Annotated in this window: 15 protein-coding genes; all 15 read left to right on the forward strand. The window is 53.1% G+C overall.

The window, feature by feature from the left end; translation table 11 throughout:
- Positions 1 to 568: 568 nt before the first annotated feature.
- Positions 569 to 1660 (forward strand): 16S rRNA (cytosine(1402)-N(4))-methyltransferase RsmH, encoded by a 1092-nt coding sequence (rsmH, locus tag A918_RS0112300; protein WP_022711357.1) that lies wholly within the window; start codon positions 569 to 571, stop codon positions 1658 to 1660.
- Complete coding sequence (locus tag A918_RS20355) at positions 1657 to 2094, forward strand: hypothetical protein (protein ID WP_022711358.1); 438 nt, start codon at positions 1657 to 1659, stop codon at positions 2092 to 2094. The genes rsmH and A918_RS20355 overlap by 4 nt, the downstream gene beginning before the upstream one ends.
- Positions 2091 to 3905, forward strand: a complete 1815-nt coding sequence (locus A918_RS0112310; RefSeq protein WP_022711359.1) for a penicillin-binding protein 2 — start codon at positions 2091 to 2093, stop codon at positions 3903 to 3905. Before A918_RS20355 ends, A918_RS0112310 begins: the two co-directional genes overlap by 4 nt.
- Positions 3906 to 3992: 87 nt before the next feature.
- Positions 3993 to 5447: a UDP-N-acetylmuramoyl-L-alanyl-D-glutamate--2,6-diaminopimelate ligase gene (locus A918_RS0112315; RefSeq protein WP_022711360.1), complete on the forward strand. Its 1455-nt coding sequence runs from the start codon at positions 3993 to 3995 to the stop codon at positions 5445 to 5447.
- Positions 5444 to 6883, forward strand: a complete 1440-nt coding sequence (locus A918_RS0112320; protein ID WP_022711361.1) for a UDP-N-acetylmuramoylalanyl-D-glutamyl-2,6-diaminopimelate--D-alanyl-D-alanine ligase — start codon at positions 5444 to 5446, stop codon at positions 6881 to 6883. Before A918_RS0112315 ends, A918_RS0112320 begins: the two co-directional genes overlap by 4 nt.
- 149 nt (positions 6884 to 7032) lie before the next feature.
- Complete coding sequence (gene mraY / locus A918_RS0112325; RefSeq protein ID WP_022711362.1) at positions 7033 to 8115, forward strand: phospho-N-acetylmuramoyl-pentapeptide-transferase; 1083 nt, start codon at positions 7033 to 7035, stop codon at positions 8113 to 8115.
- 125 nt (positions 8116 to 8240) lie between these two features.
- Complete coding sequence (gene murD / locus A918_RS0112335; RefSeq protein WP_028233738.1) at positions 8241 to 9650, forward strand: UDP-N-acetylmuramoyl-L-alanine--D-glutamate ligase; 1410 nt, start codon at positions 8241 to 8243, stop codon at positions 9648 to 9650.
- On the forward strand, positions 9650 to 10801 hold the full coding sequence (ftsW, locus tag A918_RS0112340; protein ID WP_022711365.1) for a putative lipid II flippase FtsW: 1152 nt from the start codon (positions 9650 to 9652) through the stop codon (positions 10799 to 10801). The genes murD and ftsW overlap by 1 nt, the downstream gene beginning before the upstream one ends.
- A gap of 76 nt (positions 10802 to 10877) precedes the next feature.
- Positions 10878 to 12005, forward strand: coding sequence for an undecaprenyldiphospho-muramoylpentapeptide beta-N-acetylglucosaminyltransferase (murG, locus tag A918_RS0112345; RefSeq protein ID WP_022711366.1), 1128 nt, complete (start codon positions 10878 to 10880; stop codon positions 12003 to 12005).
- Entirely contained in the window at positions 12002 to 13408 is a 1407-nt protein-coding gene (murC, locus tag A918_RS0112350; protein ID WP_022711367.1) for a UDP-N-acetylmuramate--L-alanine ligase, read from the forward strand. Before murG ends, murC begins: the two co-directional genes overlap by 4 nt.
- Positions 13409 to 13698: 290 nt before the next feature.
- Positions 13699 to 14664 carry a UDP-N-acetylmuramate dehydrogenase gene (murB, locus tag A918_RS0112355; RefSeq protein ID WP_033316097.1) on the forward strand — a complete coding sequence of 322 codons (966 nt, stop codon included), beginning with the start codon at positions 13699 to 13701 and terminating at the stop codon, positions 14662 to 14664.
- 547 nt (positions 14665 to 15211) lie between these two features.
- Positions 15212 to 16138 (forward strand): D-alanine--D-alanine ligase, encoded by a 927-nt coding sequence (locus A918_RS0112360; protein ID WP_028233740.1) that lies wholly within the window; start codon positions 15212 to 15214, stop codon positions 16136 to 16138.
- Positions 16126 to 17064 carry an FtsQ-type POTRA domain-containing protein gene (locus tag A918_RS0112365; protein WP_370627075.1) on the forward strand — a complete coding sequence of 313 codons (939 nt, stop codon included), beginning with the start codon at positions 16126 to 16128 and terminating at the stop codon, positions 17062 to 17064. Before A918_RS0112360 ends, A918_RS0112365 begins: the two co-directional genes overlap by 13 nt.
- The gene (gene ftsA / locus A918_RS0112370) at positions 17061 to 18383 is read left to right on the forward strand and encodes a cell division protein FtsA (protein WP_022711371.1); all 1323 of its coding nucleotides are present in this window, start codon (positions 17061 to 17063) and stop codon (positions 18381 to 18383) included. The genes A918_RS0112365 and ftsA overlap by 4 nt, the downstream gene beginning before the upstream one ends.
- A gap of 240 nt (positions 18384 to 18623) precedes the next feature.
- Positions 18624 to 19526 (forward strand): cell division protein FtsZ (gene ftsZ / locus A918_RS0112375; protein ID WP_022711372.1); only part of this gene is annotated, 903 nt, incomplete at its 3' end.

Genomic DNA, 19526 nt, shown 5'->3' on the forward strand with positions numbered 1-19526 from the left:
AGCAAGACCGAATAGGGACGGCGCATCAGGCTTCGGTCTGGTAATCAGTTTCCGGATAGCCGTCCGGGTGGGTTGCAAGAGGCGGGTGGCGACATCCGTCCCAGATGAATGGCTGCCGCGTCGGGCTGGAAACAGTCCGGCCATACAGAACCCGGCTTACAGACCGGCTGACAATTCTGTTTAAATTATTTCGGCATAAGTGCTGCACAAAGCGCCATTTTAACCGCTGATAAATCATAACTGTGCCCGTATAATAACCCTTCCTTAATATTAATATTGGATAAATTTATTCACGGCGTATTGCGTGTCCGGCCGGCTGCGCAGTCGCAAAAATCGATAATATGGCAACGTTTGGAGCAGTTTTTGCGCCTGCGTTGACGCCTACCTTACCCCGGTGGTATTTCTTAATGCAGTTTGTTGCGTCCAGACTTTGTTCAGTTTCCAGACATTTTGTGCTGCATCCGGCATTGGCCGGTATGCAAAATGCTGAAATCTGCAGCCGCGGTTTAACCGCTGGCGGGCAAGGATCTGCCGTTCTCACGCTGGGTCCGCTGAAGAAAGCAAAACAATGACAGGACCGAAGGAAATTATGGTTCCGGAAGCGCAGGCAGACAAACTGACACAGCACGCTGATACTCCGGCGGGCGCATCAGAGCATGAAGACTATTCCCGCCATATTCCGGTTATGCTGGAAGAGGTTGTCAGCGCTTTGCAGCCTGAAGCCGGTAAGCTTTATGTGGACGGCACCTTCGGCGCGGGCGGTTACACAAAACGAATTCTCAAAACCGGTGCCGAAGTTCTGGCCATTGACCGCGACCCGAATGCAATTGCTGCCGGACAGGCGGTGGTTGCAGAATATCAGGGACGTTTGCGTCTGGTGCAGGCACGCTTCTCCCAGATGGAAGATGTGCTGAGCGATGTGCAGCCTGACGGTGTTGTACTGGATATCGGTGTTTCCTCGATGCAGATTGATGAGGCGGATCGCGGTTTTTCTTTCCAGAAAGACGGGCCGCTGGATATGCGCATGTCCTCGCAGGGCCTGAGCGCCGCTGATGTGGTCAACCAGTATAAAATGGGCGATCTGGCACGCATCTTTAATTTTCTCGGTGAGGAACGTCATGCCGGACGCATTGCGCGCATGATCGAAAAACGCCGCGAGAGCGAACCGTTCAGCCGCACCCGTGATCTTGCCAATGCGATTGAGATGCTGGTCGGGCGTCATCCGAAAGACCGTATTCATCCGGCGACCCGTGTTTTTCAGGCGCTGCGTATTTATGTGAATGACGAGCTGGGTGAATTGGCGCGTGCATTGATTGCTGCAGAACGCTCGCTGAAGCCGGGCGGCCGTCTGGTTGTTGTGACATTCCACTCGCTGGAAGACCGTATTGTGAAACGCTTTTTTGCAGATCGTGCGGGCGGCGGCGGCTCGCGCCATTTGCCGGAAGCGCATATGCGTCAGGGCAGTTTCACGCCTGCGGTCAAAGGGGCAGTGGGTGCCAGCGAGGAGGAGGCGGAACGCAATCCGCGTGCGCGTTCGGCCAAGCTGCGCGCCGGTATCCGCACAGAATATCCGCCGCTTAAAGCGGATTACAGTATTTTCGGCCTGCCAACTCTGCCTGTTCTGCCAGAAACTGATAATGCGAAGAGGAAATCATCATGATGCGAACTATAGATATTATATTGATCGCAGTCATGCTGGTGGCGGCAACCGTGACCTATAAGATCAAACATGATGCTGAAAAGCAGGTGGTTGAGATCAAGAAAATTCAGCGCCAGATCGCCTTTGAAAAAGACACGATCAATCTGCTGAAAGCCGACTGGAGCCTGATGACCCAGCCGAACCGTTTGCAGCGTTTGTCTGATATTTATCAGTCACAGCTGAAATTGCAGCCGGTTGATGTGACACAGATCGGTCTGTTCGATGATATTCCGATGAAACAGGCTGATGATATTGAAAAACTGATCGGTGGCAGTGCCGATCTGATAGCATCTGTTGATACGATGAGCACAGGCAGTGTTGCGCAAACTGCGCCGGCCGGTGCGGTTTCAAATGCGGCACCGATGCGTGTTGTGGTTCCGGGAGTGCGGCCATGAGCGGAAAAAGCAGCTGGTTCCGGCGTAAAAATAAAAAGTCCTCATCAGATGATGCTCCGGTTCTGGGGCAGGCACCTGAATTTGACAGTGCCGCGCTCGAGAGTGAGCGCGGCATTGCCACGTCTCCGCTCAATGACAGTGTTGCCTTTGCCGGAAACCGCAAAAAACACGGAAACCGTGCGCGTAATCGTCTGATTATGGCGATTTCCTGCTTTGTCGGTATTTATGCGGTGATTGGCGGCCGTCTTGTTTATTACGGTATGCAGGGTGGCGATAATGAAGGTTATCGCGCCGGTGCGGCCAGCACGCTTGCAGCACGGCCGGATATTCTTGACCGCAATGGCGAAGTGCTGGCGACGGATATTAAAACCGCTTCGCTCTATGCCGAGCCGAAAAAGATTGCCGATCCGGACGAAACTCTGGAACTGCTGGCAACGGTTCTGCCTAATCTTGACTGGGAAAGCACCTATCGCCGTCTGAAAAGCGGTGCGGGCTTTGTGTGGATTCAGCGCGGTCTGACACCGCGTCAGCAGAGCCAGATTATGGCGCTGGGTGTGCCGGGTATCGGCTTTCGCACAGAGAAATCCCGTTTCTATCCGGGCGGGCCAACGGCTTCTCATATTGTCGGTCTGGTCAATATCGACAATCAGGGCATTGCCGGTATGGAAAAATATATCGACAGTCAGGGCTTAAGCGATCTGCGTATGGCAGGCCTTGCCCAGCCTGATAATCTCGAGCCGTTCCGCCTGTCGATTGATCTGCGTGTGCAGCATATTATGCGCGACGAACTGGTGCGCGCTGTTGAAAAATATCGTGCGATTGCTGCCGGAGCCGTGGTGCTGAATGCCAAGACCGGTGAAGTGGTTGCTATGGCTTCGGTGCCGGATTTTGATCCGAATAATCCGTATAATGCGCTGGAGAAAGACCGTCTGAACCGGATGTCTGCCGGTACTTATGAAATGGGCTCGACAATTAAGAGCTTTACCACAGCGATGGCTCTGGATTCCGGTAAGTTTAATCTGGAAAGCAAGTTTGATGCGACCCGCCCGATTACGATCGGTCGTCAGACCATCCGCGACTTCCACGGTAAAGCCCGCTGGCTGACACTGGCGGAAGTGTTTATTTATTCCTCCAATATCGGTTCGGGTAAAGAAGTTGATGCGATTGGTATTGAAGGCCATCGCGAGTTTCTGAAGCGCGTCGGTCTGCTGGATCGAATGCAGACCGAATTGCCGGAAGTTGCGCGTCCTGTTGAACCGCGCGTGTGGAAGAAGGTACACTCCATTACCATTTCCTATGGTCACGGTATGATGACCACACCTTTGCAGACGGCCGTTGCTGCTGCGGCGCTGGTCAATGGCGGCAAGCTCATTCCGCCGACATTCCTGCCACGCACACAAGACGAGGCCAATGCTGTTGCCACGCAGGTTCTGAAGCCTAAAACCAGCGATGATATGCGTTATCTCTATCGTCTCAATTCCGAGATCGGTTCCGGTCGTCGTGCTGAGGTAAAGGGCTATCGCGTTGGCGGTAAAACCGGTACAGCGGAAAAGGTTATTAACGGCCGTTATTCCAAAGATGTCCGTTTTAATGCGTTTCTTGCTGCATTCCCGATGGATGACCCGACCTATGTGGTTCTGACCATTATCGATGAGCCAAAACCGGAGGAAGGCAAACTTTCTGCGACCGCCGGACTCAATGCTGCCCCAATGGTTGCAAATATCATCCGCCGGTCAGCATCATTCCTGGGTGTGTCGCCTGATTTTGCGCAAGATAATGCACCAATTCTGGCAGCTTATGAGAATGACTGATCTGAGCAGGGGATCAATGTGACGTAATAATGCCTTGAGCACTTATTATGTCACATGAAATGAATTCAAAATCGGGATCTGAATGGCATGAAACTTCAAGATATCGCAGCCTATGTAAATGATATGACGGACTCAGTCGCGCAGACTGAGATTTCCGGATTGAGTTCCGATTCCCGTAAGGTACAGAAGGGCAGCTTGTTTGCGGCTCTGAAAGGCGTGAAAAATGACGGCTCGGCCTATGTGGCTGATGCTGTCAAACGCGGTGCAGTTGCAATTCTGGCGGATGAAGACATGAATGCCGAGGGCATCACTGTGCCGGTGCTGCGCAGCAAAGACCCGCGCCATGCGCTGGCAATGGCTGCTGCAAAATTCTATGGTAAACAACCGCAGATTATGACTGCTGTTACCGGTACCAGCGGCAAAACCTCCGTTGCTTCCTTCACCCAGCAGATTTGGGCCTATGCAGGTTTTGCGGCAGCAAGCATCGGTACGACCGGCGTTTTCTCCCCGACACGGAATGAATATGGTTCACTGACAACGCCCGATCCTGTGGAGCTGCAGAAGCTTCTCGCAGAACTGGCGGATGAAGGTGTGACCCATGCCTGTATGGAAGCTTCATCGCACGGGTTGGATCAGCGCCGTCTGGACGGCGTGAAGCTGACAGCCGCAGCCTTCACCAATCTCGGCCGCGATCATATGGATTATCATCCGACGGTTGAAGATTATCTAGGTGCAAAAATGCGCCTGTTTGATACGCTGCTGCCAAAAGGTGCTCCGGCGATTATTTTTGCGGATGATGTCTTTTCACCACAGGCGATTGCAGCCGCTGTTGCAGCCGGTTCTGATGTGAAAACCGTTGGCCGTAAAGGCGATTTCATTACGCTGAAACGCGTGGAACACGAGCGCCATCGTCAGCATGTTGAGCTGAGCCATGCCGGTAAGATTTACGAATTTGCTTTGCCGCTGGCCGGTGATTTTCAGGTAGCGAACGCACTGGTTGCAGCCGGTCTGGCAATTGTTTCCGGTGTGCCTGCGGATGCGGCTTTCCGCGCATTAGAGCGTCTGAAAGGTGCGCCGGGTCGTCTGGATCTGGTTGGTTCGACTGAAGATGGCGTGCCTGTTTATGTGGACTATGCCCATAAGCCTGACGCGCTGGAAAATGTGCTGACTTCAGTTCGCCCGTTTACCACCGGTCGTGTGATCGTAGTATTTGGCTGCGGTGGTGACCGCGACAAGGGTAAACGCCCGATCATGGGGGAAATCGCCACCCGTCTGGCCGATGTGGTGATTGTCACTGATGATAATCCGCGTTCGGAAGTACCGGCTACTATCCGCTCTGAAATTTTGGCTGCGGCACCGGATGCACTGGAAATCGGTGACCGTCATGAAGCTATCCGCCATGCTGTGCTGCTCGCACAGGCAGGCGATACAGTTATTATTGCGGGCAAGGGGCATGAAGAAGGGCAGACCATCAATGATGTGACGCTGCCATTCTCCGATCATGCAGAAGTTGCCCGCTCGCTTGAGGCGCGTTTTAAATGAGTGATTTGCTTTGGAAATCGTCTGACATGGTAAAAGCGATGGAAGGGCGGCCGGTCGGCCACCTTCCTGAAGGTATTACCGGTATTTCGATCGATTCCCGCACGCTGCGAAAGGGTGAAGCCTTTTTCGCGATTAAAGGTGATGTGTTTGACGGGCATGATTTTGCAACCGCTGCTATGGCTGCCGGAGCAGGTCTGCTGGTTGTGACCGAAGCGCGTTTGCCTGCTCTGGGCAAATTACAGGTGCCGATGATTGTGGTGGATGATGTGCTGGCCGCACTGACCCGTCTTGGCATTGCTTCCCGCGCACGCTCCAAAGCGCAGATCATTGCTGTTACCGGTTCTGTGGGCAAAACCACAACCAAAGAAGCTCTGCGCCATGTTCTGTCTGATTGCGGCAAGGTTCATGCTTCTGCTGCTTCTTTCAATAATCACTGGGGTGTGCCGCTGACTTTGGCACGGATGCCGGAAGATACCGATTATGGTGTCTTTGAAATCGGCATGAACCATCATGATGAAATTCGCCCGCTGGTGAAAATGGTTCAGCCGCATGTGGCTGTCATTACGCTGATTGCGCCTGCGCATCTGGGGCATTTTGCTAATCTCGAAGAAATTGCCGTTGCGAAAGCAGAGATTTTCGAAGGTGTTCTACCTGGCGGTTATGCGCTGTTGAACAGGGATGACAAACGCTTCAAACAGCTGGAAGCGCTGGCAACTGCTGCCGGTATTGAGCACATCACCACATTCGGTGAAAATGCCCGTTCAACCTACAAACTGCGTGATCTGGTGATGAAGACGGATTGCTCCTGCATCACGGTTTCTCTGGGCGGTCAGGAAGCGGCTGTGAAGATCAGTGCTCCCGGCCGGCATATCGTACAGAATATGCTGGCGGTGATGGGGGCTGCACATCTGGTTGGCGCGGATATGACGAAAGTTGTGCTGGCGCTGGCAAGTCTGCAGGCTGAGGCCGGACGCGGTGCGCAATATCGTCTGCGTCACGGTGACGGTACATTCACGCTGATTGATGAAAGCTATAATGCCAATCCGGCATCCATGCGCGCGGCACTATCACTGCTTGAGTCCACTGAGCCGCAAGGCGAGGGGATCGAGAAGGGACGGCGCATTGCAGTGCTTGGCGATATGCTGGAACTGGGCAAGCAATCTTCCAAGCTGCATGGTGATCTGGCACGCCCGATTGTGGATGCGCATGTGAATATGCTTTTCATCGGCGGCGCGCATATGAGTGCCCTGAAATCCGCAATGCCTGCAGAAATTCAGGTTGAGTATCGGGAAAGCGTTGACGAACTGCTTCCACTTGTAGTCAAAGCAGTGCGTCCCGGAGATGTGGTGATGATTAAATCGTCAAAGTCGATCGGCTTTGTGAAAATCGTCAATGCGTTGCTGAAAAAATATGCCGTCTCTGAGGCCGCAGAATAAACAGGCCGGTTTTATGCGCAAAGTATAAAACCGGATTTTCCATATACAGTCATAGTTGGCTGCTAAAGAATAACAGGAACTAAGCACTGCATTTCTTGTGTAATGCGATGTGTTAAAGTGCCGATACCGACCTGAAGGGCATTCACCCGATGCTGATGTTATTAGCCAATGCTGCGGATCATCTGTCGTTTTTCAACGTATTCCGCTATATTACTTTCCGCACCGGCGGTGCACTGATTACATCAGCTTTGCTGGTCTTCTTACTTGGGCCACGCATTATTGACAGTCTGCGCGTCCGGCAGGGGCGCGGTCAGCCGATCCGTGCTGACGGCCCTCAGACTCACTTCAAGAAAGCCGGTACGCCAACCATGGGCGGTTTGATGATCCTGTTCGGAACATTGGCTTCGGTCATGCTCTGGGGCAATCTCAAAAGCGTTTATGTCTGGGTTGTGTTGCTGGTAACAATCAGCTTCGGTGCTATCGGTTTCTACGATGACTATCTGAAAGTGACAAAACAGTCGGATAAAGGTTTTTCCGGCAAGGCGCGTCTCGGACTTGAGTTCATCATTGCTGCAATTGCGGCCTATGTCATCATGCGCACCGGTCAGGAGCCGTTTTCGTCCTCGCTGACATTCCCGTTCCTGAAAGGCATGTTGCTGGATCTGAGCTGGTTCTTCATTCCTTTTGCCGCTTTTGTCATGGTTGGTTCTGGTAATGCGGTCAACTTTACCGATGGTCTTGATGGGCTGGCGATTGTGCCGGTGATGGTTGCTGCGGCTTCTTTCGGCTTTATTGCCTATCTGTCGGGTAACGCGATTTTTGCTGATTACCTGCAAATCCATTTTGTACCGGGTACTGGTGAGCTGGCTGTTATTCTCGGTGCCGTGATTGGTGCCGGTCTGGGCTTCCTCTGGTTCAACGCTCCGCCTGCCGCGATCTTTATGGGTGATACCGGTTCGCTTGCGCTGGGCGGTATGCTGGGTGCGGTAGCGGTTGCGACCAAGCACGAAATCGTGCTGGCAATCATCGGCGGCCTGTTCGTTATGGAAGCACTGTCGGTGATTATTCAGGTCGGCTGGTTCAAGCTGACCGGCAAGCGTGTGTTCCTGATGGCGCCGATTCATCACCATTTTGAGAAAAAAGGCTGGACTGAAAGTCAGGTCGTGATCCGCTTCTGGATCATCGCGATTATTCTGGCGATGATCGGCCTTTCAACGCTGAAACTACGTTAAGACTACAATAATCAGGCTGCCCGTAATACGGGCAGCTTCATTGTTTATAAAGATGCCGGAGCGATAATCCGGCGAAGTTGTTTTTACATTATTGACTGAACGCATTGTCGACTGGCGGCCTGATCATGATCCCAACCCTGACCCTGAAAGATAAGACTGTTGCGCTGTTTGGCCTTGGCGGTTCCGGTATTGCAACGGCAAAAGCTATGATCGCCGGTGGCGTGAAGGTTGTGGCATGGGATGATAATCCGGACAGTGTTGCCCGTGCGGTAGCGGAAGGCATTCTCACACAGAATTTGCGCGAGGCAGACTGGTCAGGTTTCAGTGCATTTATCCTCTCTCCCGGTGTGCCGTTGACCCATCCGCAGCCGCATTGGAGCGCGGAACTGGCACATCAGGCGCAGGTGCCGGTTATCGGTGATGTCGAACTGTTCTGCCGTGAGCGCAATGCAGCGCTGGCTGCAGGCGATGATGTGCCATTTGTCGCCATTACCGGCACCAATGGCAAATCCACTACAACTGCCCTGATCGCGCATATTATCAAAGCGACTGGTCGCGATATGCAGCTTGGCGGCAATATCGGTACTGCTGTGCTGTCGCTTGAAGCACCGGCAGATGGTCGTAATTATGTGGTTGAATGTTCGTCCTATCAGATTGATCTGGCATCTTCACTCAATCCGACAGCGGGTATTTTACTGAACCTGACGCCCGATCACCTCGACCGTCACGGCACGATGGAAAATTATGCCGCCATTAAAGAACGTCTGGTTGCAGGCAGTGATACGGCGATTGTCGCCATTGATGATGCTTATTGTGTTGCCATTGCTGACCGGCTGGAAAAAGCTGGTAAAAAGCTAATCCGTTTCTCCAAAGATCAGGTTTTGCGGGACGGTTATTATGCGCAGGGCGCACAGATTTATAGGGCACAGAATGGTAAGGCTGAATTGCTGTTGTCGCTGGAGGGTATCGGTTCTCTGCGCGGTGCGCATAATGCACAAAATGCTTTGGCCGCAATCATTGCCTGCCTGACTGTCGGTCTGAGCCTTGACGAGATCCGCGCCGGTCTGCGTAGTTTTCCGGGGCTTGCTCATCGTATGGAGCAGGTCGGCCATCAGGGTAAAACCCTGTTTATCAATGATTCAAAGGCAACCAATGCGGAAGCAACCGCGCCTGCGCTGTCGTCTTTCCCGCAACTTTACTGGATTGCGGGCGGTCTGCCGAAGAGCGGCGGCATTGAAAGTCTGCGCACTTTCTTCCCGCGCATTACCAAAGCCTATCTGATCGGTGAAGCGGCGGCGCAATTTGCGGCTACTCTGGGCAATGATGTGCCGTTTGAAATCAGCCATACGCTGGATGCCGCGATTGATCATGCAGCTTTGGATGCGGCACAGGATGCGGCTGATGAGCCGGTTGTGCTGTTGTCACCGGCCTGTGCCAGCTTTGACCAGTTTCCGAATTTTGAAAAACGCGGCGCAGCATTCCGCGATAAAGTTATGACGCTGCAGGGATTTGCACCGATCGGGAGGGCAGACTGATGGTTAGCCGCGTAGACAGAGGCCCTGTCGCCAATTGGTGGTGGACGATTGACCGTTATTTTCTGGCTGCCTGTCTGGCACTGATGGGGCTTGGCATTTTGCTGTCCTATGCCGCCAGTCCTGCGGTGGCGGAGCGTATTGGTCTCGACAGCTTTCACTTTGTTGAGCGCCAGATCTTTTTCATGATCCCTGCGCTGATCGCTATGATCGGCACGTCCTTTCTCAGCCCGCGTCTGGTGCGCCGTTTTGCATTGGCTCTGCTTGGAATTTCGCTGTTGCTGATGGTTGCAGCCCTGTTTTTCGGGATTGAAGTCAAAGGTGCGCGGCGCTGGGTCTCTCTGGCCGGAGTTTCCATCCAGCCGTCCGAGTTTATGAAACCGGCTTTTGTGGTGATTTGTGCATGGTTGTTCTCCGAACAGGAGCGCAGCGGCGATATGCCGGGCAGTTTCATGGCGCTTATCCTGTTCGGTCTGGTTGCAACACTGCTGATGGCACAGCCGGATTTCGGGCAAACCACGCTGACAGCTGTGAGCTGGGGTGCCATGTTCTTTCTGGCGGGCATGTCATGGATGTGGATTGTCGTCTTTGGCGGCGGTGCGGTCGTGCTGGGCTTGGGTGCCTATACATTCCTTCCCCATGTGGCGGGCCGTATTGACCGCTTTATGACCGGTGAAGGTGACACGTTTCAGGTTGATACAGGCCGCGAAGCGATTATCAGCGGTGGCTGGTTCGGGCAGGGGCCGGGTGAAGGGACGATCAAACGTATTATCCCTGACAGTCATACGGACTTTATTTTCTCGGTGGCTGCGGAAGAATACGGCATTATCCTGTGTATTCTGATTATGCTGCTGTTTGCCTTTATCGTTATTCGCGGGCTTGTTGTTGCCATGAGAGAGCGTGATGCTTTCTCGCGTCTGGCCATTTCCGGTATTGTGATTTTGTTCGGCTTCCAGTCGATCATCAATATGGCTGTGAACCTGCATCTGATGCCTGCCAAAGGGATGACCTTGCCGTTTATTTCCTATGGCGGTTCATCACTGGTGGCAATTGCAATTACGATGGGTTTCCTGCTGGCGCTGACACGTCAAAACCCTGAGCGCCGTATGTCTGCCTCGCTGAAAGGCGCGGGCGAACGTATTCCTGTGCTTTAAATTATAAGACGAATTGCGCAGTTCCGGAGAATGATTATTCGGGACTGCCTGTTAAAAAAATACAGAACGGATGATGATGACAAAAGATGTTATCGTTTTGGCAGCGGGTGGTACCGGCGGGCATTTATTTCCTGCTGAGGCGCTCGCGCATGAACTGACAAATGACGGTTATGATGTGCATCTGGTGACAGATAAACGTGCGCAGCGTTTTGTTTCCGGTTTCGATGAAAACCATGTCCATGTCGTGCGTTCCGCAACCATTGCCGGTAAAAATCCGATTGCACTGGCGAAGACATTTTACAGCCTGTGGCAGGGCAATCTCGATTGCCGCAAGCTTTTCCGCCGTCTGAACCCAAAACTGGTTGTTGGTTTCGGTGGCTATCCGACCCTGCCGCCGCTCTATGCGGCATCACGCATGAATATTCCGACCATTATTCATGAGCAGAATGCAGTGATGGGGCGTGCCAATAAAGGTCTGTCCGCCCGTGTGACAGCGATTGCCGGTGGTTTCCTGTCGGCAGAGAGCGGCACTCATGCGGCTAAAACGGTGCAGACCGGTAATCCGGTGCGCCCGAGCGTTTTGGCGCAGACCAATGTGGCTTATAAGCCTTCGGTAGAGCCGGATGTTTTCCGCTTGCTGGTTTTTGGCGGTAGTCAGGGTGCGCAGTATTTTTCTACTGTTGTGCCTGCCGCGATTGCTCTGCTTGAGATTGACGAGCGTGAACGACTGTTTGTCACTCAGCAAGCACGCCCTGAAGATGAAGTGATTTGCCGTAAAGCCTATGAGAAACTGGGCGTTAAAGCGCAGGTCGCGCCATTCTTCGGCAATCTGCCGGAGATGATGGCGCAGGCGCATTTCGTTCTCTCCCGTTCCGGCGCTTCTACCGTTTCTGAAATTGCAGCGATTGGCCGTCCGAGTCTGCTGGTGCCGTTTCCGTTTGCCCTTGACCACGATCAGGCCGCCAATGCCGAGGCGCTGGCAAAGGCCGGTGGTGGTGAGGTTATCCGTCAGGCAGAACTGAAACCGGAAAAACTGGCAAAAATTCTGATTGCTGCGCTGAGCGAGCCGCAACGGCTGGCAGATATGGCAGCGCGGGCAAAAAGTTCCGGTCGTCCTGATGCAACACGGTTGCTTGCTGATCTTGTCGAGGCTATTGCAGCAGGATTGTCTGTTTCTGATTATAAGCAAGGAAAACGCGTATGAAAATGCCTCTGAATATTGGTCTGGTTCATTTTATCGGGATCGGCGGCATTGGCATGAGCGGCATTGCGGAAGTGCTGCATAATCTGGGCTACAAAGTTCAGGGCTCAGATCAGGCTGACAGCGCCAATGTGCAGCGTCTGCGTGACAAGGGCATTGAGGTTTTTGTCGGTCATAAAGCTGAGAATATCGGCAAGGCTGATGTGGTGGTGGTTTCCACCGCTATCCGTCCGAATAATCCGGAGCTGGTCGAAGCGCGGGAAAATCTGCTGCCGATCGTGCGTCGTGCGGAAATGCTGGCCGAGCTGATGCGCTTCCGTCAGGCAATTGCCATCGGCGGTACCCATGGCAAAACCACCACGACTTCTATGGTTGCAACGCTTCTGGAAGCCGGCCATCTTGACCCGACCGTTATCAATGGCGGTATCATCAATGCCTATGGCACCAATGCCCGCATGGGTGAGGGTGAGTGGATGGTGGTTGAGGCCGACGAGAGCGACGGTACTTTCCTCAAATTACCTGCCGATATTGCGGTTATCACCAATATTGATCCGGAACATCTCGACCATTACGGCTCGTTCGATAATGTTCGCGCGGCTTTCCGCCAGTTTGTTGAGAATGTGCCTTTCTATGGTTTTGGCGTTATGTGCCTTGATCATCCGGAAGTGCAGGCACTTATCAGCCGTATCGAAGACCGCCGCGTTATTACATATGGTGAAAATCCGCAGGCCGATGTGCGTTTCTCCAATCATCGCATGGATGGTGCCGTTTCGGTGTTTGATGTGGTGATCCGCGACCGCAAGGGCGAAGTCGTCGAGATCAAAGATCTGCGTCTGCCGATGCCAGGTCGTCACAATGTGTCCAATGCCACGGCTGCCATTGCGGTGGCGCATGAGCTTGGTCTGACTGCCGATGATATCCGCAAAGGTCTGTCGGGCTTTGGTGGTGTTAAGCGTCGCTTTACGCATACCGGTTCGTGGAACGGCGTTGAAATCTTTGACGATTACGGCCACCATCCGGTGGAAATCAAAGCTGTGCTGAGAGCTGCCCGCGAAGCCGCGCCGAAGCGCGTGATTGCGATTGCCCAGCCGCACCGCTTTACGCGTCTGGCGAGCCTGTTCGACGATTTCTCCACCTGCTTCAATGATGCGGATACAGTGATGATTGCGCCGGTTTATACCGCTGGTGAAGATCCGATTGAGGGCGTGACCTCGGAAGCCTTGGTCAGCAAGATCAAAACTGCCGGTCACCGCGATGCACGTTATCTGGAAGACCCTGCGCATTTGCCTGAAGCGATTAAAGCACTGGCACAGGAAGGCGATTTTGTCGTGTTCCTCGGTGCCGGTAATATCACGCAATGGGCATACGCATTGCCTAAGCAATTAGGTGGTACAAGCGCAGCCTGAGTGTCTGATCCAAAAGTCGCCTGACTTGGCTGCAAATGGCAATTTTCTCCGCTTCCGTACTCACGTACAATATGTACGCTTCGTTCGGATGCTCTAAAATCACCATTTTCGCTTGCGTCTGCCGCTTTTTGATTCAGACACTGAAATGTAGCGGACTTAAAAAAATACCGGTACGGATCAGGGATAATGCCTTGATCCTGCCGCCTTTCTCCTGACCTTATCCGAATTGTTGCGATGCTTACAATCCGGAAAATTTGAAGTCTGGATCGATTTAAGAGAGATGGTTGAAAATGGCTGTAAAGCTTGATGGTGAAGCGCTGTTAAAGCAGCTTGAGAAATCTTTGTCCGGTATTCGCGGACGCCTGACACCAAATTCCGGCATGGATAAGATCACATGGTTTCGTGCCGGTGGCCCTGCGGAAGTTCTGTTTCAGCCTGCCGATGAAGATGATCTGGCAGAATTCCTGAAAAATGTGCCGGAAGAAATTCCGGTGATGACTGTCGGGATCGGCTCGAACCTGCTGGTGCGTGAAGGCGGCATTCCGGGTTTTGTGGTGCGTTTGTCTGCCAAAGGCTTTGGTGAGGTTGAGCGGGTGTCGGATACGCGTCTGCGTGCCGGTACGGCAACGCCTGACAAGCGTGTGGCTGCGGCAGCGCTTGAAGCTGAAATTGCCGGTTTCCATTTCTATCACGGTATTCCGGGCGGTATCGGCGGTGCATTGCGTATGAATGCCGGTGCCAATGGTGTTGAAACCTGTGAACGTGTTGTCGAAGTGCGCGCGCTTGATCGTAAAGGCAATCTGCACATTCTGAGTAATGCGGATATGGGCTATGCCTATCGTCATTGTTCCGCGCCGAAAGATCTGATTTTCACCAGTGCGCTGTTTGAAGGACCGCGCGGCGAAGCGGCTGCAATCCGCGCTGCCATGGATGAAGTGCAGAACCATCGTGAGACTGTGCAGCCGATCCGCGAGAAGACCGGCGGCTCAACCTTCAAAAATCCTGAAGGCACATCTTCGTGGAAAGAGATCGATAAAGCCGGTTGCCGTGGTTTCACTGTCGGCGGTGCGCATATGTCGAATATGCACTGCAATTTCATGATTAACGGCGATAATGCCACCGGTTATGATCTGGAGCTGCTGGGCGAGACTGTGCGCAATAAAGTGCGTGCGAATTCCGGTATCAATCTCCATTGGGAAATCCGCCGTCTCGGCCAGTTCCTCGAAGGACGCGAAGTCACCGAATTTCTCGATTAATCTTTTGCGCTTTTGCAGTGGTCGTTCTGTTTTTGGTAAGGCCGCTGAAGTTCTGTAAAGTCACCGCTGTTTTCTCTGATTTGGGAGAGCAGCGGTGATTTGTTTTTGAGGGGCATTTTACGCGGTTTTGCGGGTGATTTGCCCCTGTCAAGAGTCCTGTCTTTGCATTTTGCTAAAATAAATTTCCGCACAAACTAATTATCAAAAAACCATAATAAATCAGTAGTTTCACCCGAATCTGATTCGGATCTTGCAGTCGTTATTTTTTGTAAGGGCTTGCCATAGAATCAACTCTCTGATTCTTATAGTGAACAAGCGTTAGTGATTTGGGTCGGCAAGTTAATTTTGCCTTGGGGTTCTGCGGAAATCTTCCGCCGGAGCGCTGTATGATTGTCTGAATTTTGGTTCAGTTTTTTGATTGTGCGGCGTGCCAGGGAATATTTTTAATGTGTTTTGCGTGTCTGTTCGACATGCGGCTCAGCTCCGGCGGGCTCAGAGTTTTTGTTTTATGTGTATCAGCGTTGCTGGCAGAGGGGACATGGTTAAAATGACAGGTAAACATGTTGCTGTCTTGATGGGCGGGTTTTCATCGGAGCGTCCGGTCAGTCTTTCCTCGGGTGCTGCCTGCGCCAAAGCGCTTGAAGAGCAGGGCTATCGTGTGACGCGTGTTGATGTCGGCCGCGATGTGGCTGCTGTGCTTGCTGAATTGAAGCCTGATGTTGCGTTTAACGCATTGCACGGTCCTTTTGGTGAAGACGGTGCCATTCAGGGTATTCTCGAATATCTGCAAATTCCTTACACGCATTCCGGTGTGCTGGCCTCGGCGCTGGCAATGGATAAAGGTCGCGCCAAGCTTGTTGCCGGTGCTGGCGGTGTGGCTGTCGCGCCGTCGCGCGTGATGAACCGTTTTGATATCGGTAATCAGCATCCGATGCAGCCGCCTTATGTGGTGAAGCCGGTGCGTGAAGGTTCTAGCTTCGGCGTGGTGATCGTGCGCGAAGGGCAGAGTGCTCCGCCGCAGATTCTCGGCTCGGATGAGTGGAAATACGGCGATGAGGTTATGGTCGAGCGCTATGTCGCCGGACGTGAATTAACCTGCGCTGTGATGGGTGATCGCGCACTTGGTGTGTGTGAGATCATTCCGCTGGCACATTCCTTCTACGATTATGACTCAAAATATGCAGATGGTGGCTCGCGGCATGAATGTCCTGCGAAAATTTCACCAAATATTTACCAAAAAATACAAATAATGGCACTTCAGGCACATCAGGCAATCGGATGTCGCGGCGTGAGTCGTTCCGATTTCCGTTTTGATGAGAACGGCTCCGGTGACGGTGAGCTGATCTGGCTTGAAGTGAATACACAGCCGGGCATGACGCCGACCTCTCTGGTGCCGGATATTGCCAAGGCTGAAGGGTATTCATTCGGTGAGTTGTTGAGCTGGATGGTGGAGGATGCCTCGTGCATGCGATAAAGGCGAGATCTGACAGAAGTAATCGTGATGCGATGATGTCCCGTACATCACTTTCGCACGGTGGTGCTTTTGTTCTTCCGCGTTTTCTGCGTAAGCCTTTCCGTATTGCCTCGCGCTTGTTCGGCGGCGGGGTAAATGTTCCGCGTTATGCGGGCACTTTCGGCATGATCGGTTTTCTGAGTGCGACCGGTATTTACGGTATGGTCATCGGTAACCATACGCATGAGGTTGTGAAAGCAACGGCATCAACTTTCGGTTTTGCAATCGAGAAAGTGAGCGTTGCCGGTAATAATGAAACCTCTGAAATTGATATTCTTGAAAAGCTCGGACTGGACGGAGAGACATCTCTGATCGGTTTCAATGCGGATGAGGCACGTCAGGCGATTGAAACATTGCCTTGGGTCGCCGGTGTTGAAATCCGCAAAGTCTATCCGGGCTCTGTCGTGGTTTCCCTGCAGGAGCGTAAGGCATTTGCAGTCTGGCAGTCCGGCCGTGATTTGCTGCTGGTAGACGAAGAAGGCAAGCCGATCGTTCCGCTGAACGGTTCCCGTTATGCCTCGCTGCCGCTGGTGGTGGGTGAAGGTGCGCAAAAGCGCGGTAAGGCTTTTATTGAAACAGTCGCAGCCTATCCTGATCTGGCCGCAAAGGTGCGTGCCTATGCGCGGGTTTCTGACCGTCGCTGGGATCTGCTGTTTGATAATGGTGTGCGGGTTTTGTTGCCTGAGCAGGACGTAAAGCGTGCTCTGGCAGAGGTTGAAACCCTGCAGCGGACTAAAAATATTCTTGGTCGGGATATTCTCAGCCTCGACATGCGTCTGGATGACCGTGTGACTGTACAGCTCACACCGACCGGCATGGAAAGCCGTGAGAAAATGCTGAAAGACCGTGAAAAAGCTGCCAAAGCGGCAGCGGGTAGGCGCGTATGAGTATCTGGTCTGCAAAAAACACTTCCGGTTCGTCCTCTTCAGGTCGCCGTACGCGGCTTCTGACAGTGCTTGATGTCGGCTCGAGCAAGGTTTCCTGTGTGATTGCGCGTCTGCGCCCGCGGGATGAAAGCGCGTTTCTGCCGGGTCGTACGCATCGTATGGATGTGCTGGGTATCGGCTATCAGAAGTCCCGCGGCGTTAAATCCGGCGTGGTGATTGATCTGGATGCTGCCGAGCAGTCGATCCGTCTGGCTGTAGATGCAGCTGAACGTATGGCCGGTCTGACCGTTGAATCGCTGATCGTCAATATTTCTTCCGGTCGCCTGAAAAGCGAAACCTTTAATGCGAGCATTGATCTGGGCGGCCATGAAGTAGAAAAAACCGATATTCGCCGTGTGCTTGCTGCCGGTGCTAAACAGGCGCTGCAGGCTGAGCGCCATCTGGTTCACTCGCTGCCTATTGGTTACACACTCGACAGTGAACGCGGTATCCGCGATCCGATGGGTATGCTGGGCGATTCACTCGGCGTTGATATGCATGTACTGACCGCAGATAGCGCACCTTTGCGCAATCTCGAATTGTGCATCAATCGCTGCCATCTCTCGGTTGAAGCGATTGTCGCCACCCCTTATGCGAGCGGTCTGGCAGCTCTGGTGGATGATGAAGCGGAAATGGGTGCGGCCTGTATCGATATGGGCGGTGGCACCACAACGATTTCCGTATTCTCGGAAGGCAAATTTATCCATGCTGACGCCATTGCCATTGGCGGTATGCATGTAACAATGGATGTGGCGCGCGGGTTCTCCACCCGTATGGAAGATGCTGAACGGCTCAAGGTTATGTATGGCTCGGCGCTGCCAAGCGCTGCCGATGACCGTGACCTTATCAGCGTTCCGCCGATCGGCGATGACGATCGTGATGTGCCGAACCAGTATCCGCGTTCAGTTCTCACCCGTATCATTCGTGCCCGTGTTGAAGAAACACTGGAGCTGGTTCGTGACCGGCTGAATGCTTCGGGGCTGGGGCATATTGTCGGTAAGCGTGTTGTGCTGACAGGTGGCGCAAGCCAGCTGACCGGTATGCCGGAAGTTGCCCGCCGTATTCTGGCGCGCAATGTCCGTATCGGGCGGCCGTTAGGAATTGCGGGATTGCCGGAAGCTGCAAAAGGTTCGGCATTCTCGGCAACAGTAGGTCTGCTGATTTATCCGCAGGTAGCAGGCATTGAAGAACGGTCTGTTCGTGCTGCCTCCGGTGGTCGTCTTATCGGCTCCGGCGGACGTATCTCACGGGTCGGCCAATGGCTGAAAACAAGTTTTTAGTAAGAAAGAGCTGCAGCTTTCCTGAGGAGTAAAATTGAAGGAAAGCAGTTTTGAAACAAGGGTTTGAGATTTTTTATTTCTGACCCGATTACACTCTGGGCTTTTTGCCAAATCATGGTAAATGACCGGATAATTTCAAAATGAAAACGCGGTTCCTTCCGGGGTAAATGCGTACAAAAAAATAAATCAGAATACGGCACCGCGGCGGCGAAGCGGTGAAAGGCAAAAGGAACGAAACTGATGACAATCAATCTGCAAAAGCCGGATATCACCGAGCTGAAGCCGCGCATCACCGTTTTCGGTGTGGGCGGGGGTGGCGGTAACGCTGTCAACAACATGATTAACGCCGGTTTGCGTGGCGTAAATTTTGTTGTGGCTAATACCGACGCCCAGGCTCTGACTATGTCCAAGTCTGAACGTATTATTCAGCTGGGTGCAGCTGTGACCGAAGGTCTAGGTGCAGGTTCGCAGCCGGAAGTCGGCCGCGCAGCCGCTGAAGAGTGCATTGATGAAATCATCGATCATCTGAACGGCACACATATGTGCTTTGTAACCGCCGGTATGGGCGGTGGTACAGGTACCGGTGCGGCGCCGGTTGTTGCCCGTGCAGCGCGCGAAAAAGGTATTCTGACCGTTGGTGTTGTCACCAAACCTTTCCACTTCGAAGGCCAGCGCCGTATGAAAACGGCTGATATGGGTATCGAAGAACTGCAGAAGAATGTCGATACTCTGATCGTCATTCCGAACCAGAACCTGTTCCGTATTGCCAATGACAAAACCACTTTTGCCGACGCTTTTGCGATGGCCGATCAGGTGCTGTATTCCGGTGTTGCCTGCATCACCGACCTGATGGTTAAAGAAGGTCTGATCAATCTTGACTTTGCTGACGTTCGCTCGGTTATGCGCGAAATGGGCAAGGCCATGATGGGCACCGGTGAAGCCTCCGGCGACGGTCGTGCGATTGCCGCTGCTGAAGCCGCTATTGCTAACCCGCTGCTGGATGAAACCTCCATGCGCGGTGCGCGCGGCCTGCTGATCTCGATCACAGGTGGCCGTGACATGACACTGTTTGAAGTTGACGAAGCTGCTACCCGTATCCGTGAAGAAGTCGATCAGGATGCTATGATCATTCTCGGCGCGACC

Origin of the sequence: Pseudochrobactrum sp. AO18b (assembly GCF_000409565.1) — a bacterium.
Classification (GTDB): domain Bacteria; phylum Pseudomonadota; class Alphaproteobacteria; order Rhizobiales; family Rhizobiaceae; genus Pseudochrobactrum; species Pseudochrobactrum saccharolyticum.

Excerpts from the sequence above, each read along its gene's own strand:
- rsmH (WP_022711357.1), top strand. The coding sequence starts at position 569 with ATGACAGGACCGAAGGAAATTATGGTTCCGGAAGCGCAGGCAGACAAA.
- A918_RS20355 (WP_022711358.1), top strand. The coding sequence starts at position 1,657 with ATGATGCGAACTATAGATATTATATTGATCGCAGTCATGCTGGTGGCG.
- A918_RS0112310 (WP_022711359.1), top strand. The coding sequence starts at position 2,091 with ATGAGCGGAAAAAGCAGCTGGTTCCGGCGTAAAAATAAAAAGTCCTCA.
- A918_RS0112315 (WP_022711360.1), top strand. The coding sequence starts at position 3,993 with ATGAAACTTCAAGATATCGCAGCCTATGTAAATGATATGACGGACTCA.
- A918_RS0112320 (WP_022711361.1), top strand. The coding sequence starts at position 5,444 with ATGAGTGATTTGCTTTGGAAATCGTCTGACATGGTAAAAGCGATGGAA.
- mraY (WP_022711362.1), top strand. The coding sequence starts at position 7,033 with ATGCTGATGTTATTAGCCAATGCTGCGGATCATCTGTCGTTTTTCAAC.
- murD (WP_028233738.1), top strand. The coding sequence starts at position 8,241 with ATGATCCCAACCCTGACCCTGAAAGATAAGACTGTTGCGCTGTTTGGC.
- ftsW (WP_022711365.1), top strand. The coding sequence starts at position 9,650 with ATGGTTAGCCGCGTAGACAGAGGCCCTGTCGCCAATTGGTGGTGGACG.
- murG (WP_022711366.1), top strand. The coding sequence starts at position 10,878 with ATGACAAAAGATGTTATCGTTTTGGCAGCGGGTGGTACCGGCGGGCAT.
- murC (WP_022711367.1), top strand. The coding sequence starts at position 12,002 with ATGAAAATGCCTCTGAATATTGGTCTGGTTCATTTTATCGGGATCGGC.
- murB (WP_033316097.1), top strand. The coding sequence starts at position 13,699 with ATGGCTGTAAAGCTTGATGGTGAAGCGCTGTTAAAGCAGCTTGAGAAA.
- A918_RS0112360 (WP_028233740.1), top strand. The coding sequence starts at position 15,212 with ATGACAGGTAAACATGTTGCTGTCTTGATGGGCGGGTTTTCATCGGAG.
- ftsA (WP_022711371.1), top strand. The coding sequence starts at position 17,061 with ATGAGTATCTGGTCTGCAAAAAACACTTCCGGTTCGTCCTCTTCAGGT.